This is a genomic window from Streptomyces sp. NPDC030814 (assembly GCF_055572155.1).
The window spans coordinates 58,026-65,298 of record NZ_JBVIDX010000022.1; the positions used below are offsets into that span (position 1 = coordinate 58,026).

A 7,273-nucleotide genomic window follows, 5' to 3' on the forward strand; every position below is an offset into this window, starting at 1 on the left:
CGGGGTGTCACGAACATGCCCAGATGATCTTCATGGGGCCGAGTCTACTTCCCCCTCCCGGACCTGCCCGGGGCCGCCGCCGGTGCCGGCGGCGGATGTCACGGCAGTGGCTGTTCGGTCCAGATGATCTTGCCCTCGGGGGTGTAGCGGGTGCCCCAGCGTTCGGCGAGCCGGGCGACGAGGAAGAGGCCCCGGCCGCCCTCGTCCTCGGTGCGGGCGCGGCGCAGCCGGGGTGAGGTGCCGCTGCCGTCGTACACCTCGCAGATCAGGGCGCGGTCGCGCAGGAGCCGGAGCTGGACGGGACCGGTGGCGTGGCGGATGGCGTTGGTGACCAGTTCGCTGGCGATGAGTTCCGTGGTGAAGGCCAGGTCGTCCAGGCCCCAGGCAGTCAACTGTTCGACGACGGCGACGCGGGCCCGAGAGACGACCGCCGGGTCGCTGGGCAGGTCCCACTGGGCGATCCGTTCGTCGTCCAGGGCGTGCGTACGGGCGACGAGCAGGGCCACGTCGTCGCTCGGCCGGGTCGGCAGCAGCGCGTCGAGAACCGCCTCGCAGGTGTCCTCCGGGGCCCGGTCGGCACCGGTCAGGACGGCACGGAGCTGGTCCAGGCCGGTGTCGATGTCCCGGTGCCGGTCCTCGACCAGGCCGTCGGTGTAGAGGACCAGCAGGCTGCCCTCGGCGAGTTCCAGCTCGACCGTCTCGAACGGCATGCCGCCGAGGCCGAGCGGCGGCCCGGACGGCAGGTCGACGAAGTCCACATGACCGTCGGGGCCGACGATGGCGGGCAGGGGATGCCCGGCGCGGGTGAGGGTGCAGTGCCGGGAGACCGGGTCGTAGACGGCGTAGAGGCAGGTCGCGCCGATGATGCCGGAGTCCTGGTGGGTGTTCTCCACCGCCCAGCCCTCGCCCCGGTCGAGGCGGCCGACCAGGTCGTCGAGGTGGGTGAGGAGGTCGTCCGGGGGCAGGTCCAGGGAGCAGAAGTTGTGGACGGCGGTGCGCAGCCGGCCCATGGTCGCGGCGGCGTGCAGGCCGTGGCCGACGACGTCCCCGACGACCAGGGCGACCCGGGCGCCGGAGAGCGGGATGACGTCGAACCAGTCGCCGCCGACGCCCGCCTGCGCGGGCAGATAGCGGTACGCGACCTCGACCGCGCTCTGCTCGGGGCGCCCCCGGGGCAGCAGGCTGCGCTGGAGGGCGAGGGCGGTGTTGTGCTCGCGGGTGTAGCGCCGGGCGTTGTCGATGCAGATCGCGGCGCGGCCGACCAGTTCCTGGGCCAGCGACAGGTCGTCGTCCTCGAACGGGGCGGGCTGCTGCGACCGGTAGAAGCTGACGACGCCGAGGGTCGTGCCCCGGGCCCGCAGCGGCACGGTGATCAGGGAGTGGATGCCCGCGGCGAGTGCCCGTTCGAGGCGTACCGGGTCCTGGGCGAGCCAGCCACCTGCCTCGGCCAGGACGGGTTCGAGCACCGACCGGCCGGTCTCCCAGCTGCGGGCCTGGGGGGTGGAGGCGACGTACTGGACGCGGTCGCCGGCCTCGTACAGATGCGAGTCACGGTGTACGGCGCCCAGTGCGACCCGGCGCAGCGACATGCCCTTCCCCAGGGGGCCGGGCTCGTCGCCCAGCAGGACGGACTCGGGCAGGTCCACGGCGGCGAAGTCGGCGAACCTCGGCACCGTCACCTCCGTCAGCTCCTCGGCGGTACGGGTGACGTCCAGCGTCGTACCGATCCGCGTCCCGGCGTCGTGCAGCAGTTCCAGCCGACGGCGCGCGAGCACCGCCAGCCGGCCCACACCGGGTTCGCCGACGAGCAGCAGCCAGGCGTCGGCGACCGGGTCCGCGACGGCCTCGGGGGTCGCGGACCCGGCGTGACCGTCGGTGCCGGGCGACGGTGTGGGGGCGGGCCGCACGGGCCGCACGGGCCACGTCGTCGCTGCCGTGGGCCGCCACGTGGGCCGGGCGAACGCGCGCAGGACGACGGTGGGGCGGGCGGGTGCCGGCGGGGCGGGCGGCTGTGCGGCGGGCAACGCCCCGGGGGTCGCGGCAGGAGGGGTCGGCACGGTCGTCGTCCGCGGCGGGGTCGGCCCTGTCGGTGTCACCGGCGAGGTGGGCGGGGCGGGCCCCGTCGGCGTCCCCGGCGCCGATGCCGTCCCCGGCGCCGATGCCGTGGGCTCCATATGCCGCAGGTGGGGGCCGCCCAGGATGCGGGCCTCGACGACCACGCCGGTCTCGCCCGACGCACCCATGATCGGGCGGCGGAGGAGGGTGGCGACGCGGCCGCCGGTGAGGGCCACCTGGTCGAGGGTGAGGTGGGGGGAGGCGATGAGTTCCTCCGCCTTCTGCCGGAGGGCGGCCAGCTCGACACGGCCGAGGGTCTCGGCGTCGTGGCCGTGCGGCCCCCGCGGCCAGGCGGAACCGTCGGGCTGGCGGGGCCACGCCTCGGTGGGTGGTGCGCCCCGCGCGGCCCGGCGGTACGCGGCGAGCAGGGCCCGCTCCCGGTCGGTGGCCTGTTCCAGGAGGCGGGCCTCGATGTCGTGGGCGGCCTCGCGGACGAGGCCCAGCATGGCGGGGTCCCCGTCGTCACGGAGGCAGGTGAGGTCGAGGACGGCCTCGATGCGGCCGCTGAGCGGATTGCGGACCGGAGCCCCGGCACAGGCGAACGGGGAGAGGCAGTCGGCGAAGTGTTCGCGGCCGAGGACGTACACGGGTCCGCGCTCGGCGAGAGCGGTGCCGACGCCGTTGGTGCCCGCGGCGGCCTCGGAGGCGCAGAAGCCGGGGGCGAAGTTGACCTCGTCGAGAAGGCTGAGGAGCCGGCGGTCGCCGCCGTGCCGCTGGGCCACCCGGGCCTGGCCGTCGCAGAGCACGATGGTCATGCTCACGTGGGCGAGGGACGTGGTGAGCTGGGACAGCACCGGGTCGGCCGCGCGGAGGAAAGGGTCCTCCATGGTGAGGTCGGGCGCGTACGGGATCAGCAGCCGGTCCGGCTCGAGCCCCGCGGCACGGCAGCGCTTCCAGGAGTCGAGCACCGAGTCGCGCACGTCCGCGTCGACCCGCCCACCGGCGAGGAAACGCTCGTGCGCGTCGACGAGACCGCCGATGTCGTCCCAGGCGACGGACAAACGGGATCACTTCCCTCGCGAGGAGGCCTCTCCGTCGCTCGCCGCCACTCGGTGCGCGCCCCGGGGACACCTGCCAAGCGCTACAACCCTAGACCTCGCGTGACACGAATCACAACATCGTTCGCACAAGGGTACGGGAGAATACAAAACGCCTGTACGGACGCCTGACGGTGGCTCCGACGGTGGTGGGAATTCGGTTCCTCCACACGTGAGCGTCACATCCGAAGGGAACGCTCCTGTCATCCCCATCGTTCTTGTCACGCCTTGCCTCCGCCGGTCCGGTCTCCGTCCGCCCGGCGGCGACACGGAAGGACGACGTGCCCTTTGTATCCGCTTCCGCTCGACGCGCCGCCCCCCGCGCGGCCCGCCGCCAGTGACCCCGAGCCGCCCTGTTCCACGCTCACTCTCCCCACCGGTCTCCGGAGCCGCCTCCCCAGCGGCCTCCGTCGGCTCGTTCCCACCCGCTCCGCCGCCACCGCCCGCCGGTTGCGACTCACGCTCACCCTGCTGCCGCTGTTGCTGCTCGGTGTGTGGGCCGCGGTCGACTGGCGCACGGTGTACGACGGCGCCGCCCGGCTGGTCTCGGCCGATCCGCGGTGGCTGCTGGCCGGGGTCCTCTTCACGGCCCTGTGCTCGGTGTCCGCGGCGTTCGTACGGCAGGGCGCGGTGCCCGAGCGGCTGCCGCCGGGGCAACTGCTCGCGACCCAGTTCGCGGCGGGCGCCGCGGGCCACGCACTGCCGGGCAACATCGGCGCGCACGCGGTCGTCCTGCGCTTCCTGCGCGGCCAGGGCATACCCCTGCCCCGGATCACGGCCTCGCTCGCCCTGTACTCGGCGGTCAAACCGGTCGCCAAGACGCTGGTGATCCTCGCGTTCCTGGTCGCCTTCCCCGGCACCCTCAGACTCACCGAACTGCTCCCGAGGGGCGAGACGCTGGCCCTGGCCGGTGCGATCGCCGGTGTCAGCATGGCCGCCGTGGTCACCCTGATCACGACCGTACGGCCGCTGCGGCAGCCCCTCATCGGGGGGCTGCGGACCGCTCTGACCGACACGCGGCTCGTGCACAGCCGGCCCGTCCGGGCCCTCGCGCTGTGGGGCGGGGCCGCCGCGTTCCCCTTGTGCCAGGGCGCCGTCGTCGCCTCCGTCGGGACCTCCCTCGGGCTGCCGCTGTCCTGGACTCAGATGATCTTCGCCTACCTCGTCGCCAGCACCGCCGCCGGTGCGGTGCCCGCGCCGGGCGGGCTCGGCCCCATGGATGCGGCCCTCGTCTTCACCCTCGTCGCCTTCGGAGCGCCCGCGACGGTCGCCACGACCACGGTCATCGGCTACCGCGTCCTGACGGTATGGCTGCCGCTGCTGCCCGGGACGCTGGTGCTCTCGGCGCTGGTCCGGGCGAAGGTGCTCTGAGGGAACCGGGGAAGAGCTGACCTGGAAAGGGGCAGCCGCCGGAACGGACAGAAGCGGCAGGAGGCACTCGACAGCGGGAAAGCGGGGAGCCGGCAAGCGGGCGCCGGGCGACGGACGGCGGTCAGCGGGAACCGGACCGCGGTCGCCCGGCGCCGGACGGCCGGACGGCCGGACACCGACCCGGCATCGGAACCGGAGCAGCCCTGGGCGGAGCGCCTCAGGCCGGGCGCTTGCGGGGGGTCGTCTTCTTCGCCGGGGTCTTCTTCGCGGCGCTCTTCGTCGATGCGGACTTCTTCGCCGTGGACTTCTTCGCCGTCGTCTTCTTGGCGCTCTGAGCGCTCTGAGCGCTCTGACTCTGGGACGACTTGGACGTGGACTTCCTGGCGGAGGCGGCCGACGGCGCCGACTTCTTCGCGGTGGCCGTGGACTTCTTCCCTGCGGGTTGCTTGGGGGTGCGCATGGGGGTCACGCCGGCGACGTCCTCGCCCCGGGACTCCTTGGCGGCGCGAACGCTGCTCTCCAGGGCCGCCATGAGGTCGAGGACCTTGCCGCCGGTGTCCGGGACGGGCGCGGTCGGCGGCTCCTCGCCGGAGGCCTTCGCGGCGATGAGTTCCTCGACGGCCTCGCGGTAGTCGTCATGGAGCTCGGCGAAGTCGACCTCGCCGAGCGTCTCCATGAGCGCGTCGGCCAGATCGAGTTCCTTGTCGCGGACGGTGACGTTCGCGTCGGGCGCGACCCCCTCGGTCGTACGGATCTCGTCGGGCCAGAGCAGACCGTGCATGGCGAGGACGTCCTCCACCACCCGGAGCATCCCGAGCCGCTCGCGCCCCCGGAGCGCGAACTTGCAGATGGCGACCTTGCCGCTGCGCTTGAGCGCCTCCCGCAGCAGGGTGTACGGCTTGGCCGCCGGCACGCCGTTGGGCGCCAGGTAGTACGCGGCGTCCACCTGGAGCGGATCGACCTTCTCGGCCGGTACGAAGCCCTCGATCTCGATGGTCTTGGCGGTCGGGATCGGCAGCGACGCGAGATCCTCGTCCGTGATCGGGATCATCGTGCCGTCGGCGTCCTCGTACGCCTTGCCGATCTCCCCCTGCGTCACCTCGCGCTCCTCCAGCTCGCACACCTTGCGGTAGCGGATGCGGCCGCCGTCCTCCGTGTGGATCTGCCGGAAGGAGACGGAGTGGCTCTCGGTGGCGTTCACGAGCTTGATCGGGATGCTGACCAGGCCGAAGGAGATGGCGCCGTTCCAGATGGATCGCACGAGCAGCACACACCTTCCGGATGGGTTCTGCCGAGTCATCCACACCGTATCCCCGGCCGGTCTCCCTCGCCCGCCGACGGTCACCCATCCGCGCCCCGGGCACTTTGTCCTGGTTTCATGTCATTCTCATTGCATGACGCCGATCACCGAGGTGGAGGGCCACAGGGTCGCCCTGTCGAATCTGGAGAAGGTCCTCCACCCGGCGACCGGCTTCACCAAAGGCGAACTCCTGCACTACTACGCCACCACGGCGGACGCCCTCCTCCCCCATCTGCGGGACCGGCCCGTCTCGTTCCTCCGTTACCCGGACGGCCCCGGCGGCCAGCTCTTCTTCGCCAAGAACGTGCCGCCGGGCACCCCCGGGTGGGTCACGACCGCCGAGGTGAAGCGGATGGAGGGGCCGGCCCGGATGGTGCTGGTCCAGGACCTGGCCAGCCTGATGTGGGCGTCGAACCTCGTGACCGAGTTCCACACACCGCAGTGGACCGTCGGCTCGCCCGACGAGGCCGACCGGATCGTGTTCGACCTGGATCCGGGGCCGCCCGCGACCGTCGTGGAGTGCTGCGAGGTCGCCTGCTGGCTGCGGGAGCGGCTGGCGGCCGACGGTATCGAGGTGCACGCGAAGACGTCCGGGTCGAAGGGACTGCATCTGCTGGCAGCGGTGCGCGGGGCGTCGTCCGAGCGGGTGACGGAGTACGCCAAGGAGCTGGCCGTGGAGGCCGAGACGGCGATGCCCCGACGGGTCGTCCACCGGATGACGCGCAGCCTGCGCCCCGGGAAGGTGTTCGTGGACTGGAGCCAGAACGCCGCCCGGAAGACCACTGCCGCCCCCTACACCCTGCGGGCCCGCACCGAGCCCACGGTCTCGGCACCGGTCACCTGGACCGAGGTCGAGGAGTGCGCCTCCCCCGGGCAACTGGTCTTCCGGGCGCCGGACATCGCCCCCCGCCTCCAGGACTACGGCGACCTGCTCGCCCCCCTCCTCGACCCGGCCGCCGCCCACCCGCTGCCCTGAGGCGCTTGCCCGGCGCCACCACGGACCAGCCAGCCGCGGCCCTGCCCTCGGCGCGCACACCGGGGTCCGAGGCGACGCATCCACCCGAGGCCCGCGGCTTCCGTCGATCGGCCTCGCCCTGGCGGAGCGGCGGCTCATCGGGGTTTACGGCGCCTCCGCCGCACCCGCCCCGGCGACGGCCGCGCGCCGGGTGCCGCTGACCACTGCCCCGGGGCCGGAGCAGCGGATCGAGACCGCGTACGCCACGTCGCTCCCGACGCTCCCCACCGGCCCGCCGGGGATCACTGCGGCCCGCCTCACCGAACGCTGCGTCCGCCTCGCCGAGCGAGCCGGCCGGGCCGCCGCCTCCGCCACGGCGAGGAGGCCGCCGCGCGTCGGCTCCAGCACCGCTAGCACCGCCCGCGCAGCCGCCCGGTTCCCTCCACGTCACGGCCGCGAACCCCGCACGGGATTCGACTCAGCCGCCGGCTACGA

5 protein-coding genes are annotated in these 7,273 nt (G+C 73.4%); 2 read left to right on the forward strand and 3 right to left on the reverse strand.

The annotated features are described in order from the left end of the window. Positions 1 to 98 precede the first annotated feature (98 nt). The gene (locus ACZ43N_RS33010; RefSeq protein WP_468102718.1) at positions 99 to 3,116 is read right to left on the reverse strand and encodes an ATP-binding SpoIIE family protein phosphatase; all 3,018 of its coding nucleotides are present in this window, start codon (positions 3,114 to 3,116) and stop codon (positions 99 to 101) included. Positions 3,117 to 3,440: 324 nt separating this feature from the next. Here ACZ43N_RS33010 and ACZ43N_RS33015 point away from each other — a divergent pair, with 324 nt between their 5' ends. Further along, positions 3,441 to 4,523, forward strand: coding sequence for a lysylphosphatidylglycerol synthase transmembrane domain-containing protein (locus ACZ43N_RS33015; protein ID WP_468102719.1), 1,083 nt, complete (start codon positions 3,441 to 3,443; stop codon positions 4,521 to 4,523). Between the two features lie 217 nt (positions 4,524 to 4,740). On the opposite strand, the gene ku is transcribed toward ACZ43N_RS33015, so the two are convergent. Then, a complete protein-coding gene (gene ku, locus ACZ43N_RS33020; protein WP_468102720.1) occupies positions 4,741 to 5,784 on the reverse strand; it encodes a non-homologous end joining protein Ku in 1,044 nt (347 codons plus the stop codon). Positions 5,785 to 5,917: 133 nt separating this feature from the next. Here ku and ligD point away from each other — a divergent pair, with 133 nt between their 5' ends. Beyond that, positions 5,918 to 6,799: a non-homologous end-joining DNA ligase gene (ligD, locus tag ACZ43N_RS33025; protein ID WP_468102721.1), complete on the forward strand. Its 882-nt coding sequence runs from the start codon at positions 5,918 to 5,920 to the stop codon at positions 6,797 to 6,799. A gap of 144 nt (positions 6,800 to 6,943) precedes the next feature. Here ligD and ACZ43N_RS33030 read toward each other — a convergent pair whose 3' ends face one another. Further along, positions 6,944 to 7,186 (reverse strand): hypothetical protein, encoded by a 243-nt coding sequence (locus ACZ43N_RS33030; RefSeq protein WP_468102722.1) that lies wholly within the window; start codon positions 7,184 to 7,186, stop codon positions 6,944 to 6,946. Positions 7,187 to 7,273 lie beyond the last annotated feature (87 nt).

Coding starts and splice junctions, on each gene's coding strand:
- ligD (WP_468102721.1), top strand. CDS start 5,918: ATGACGCCGATCACCGAGGTGGAGGGCCACAGGGTCGCCCTGTCGAAT.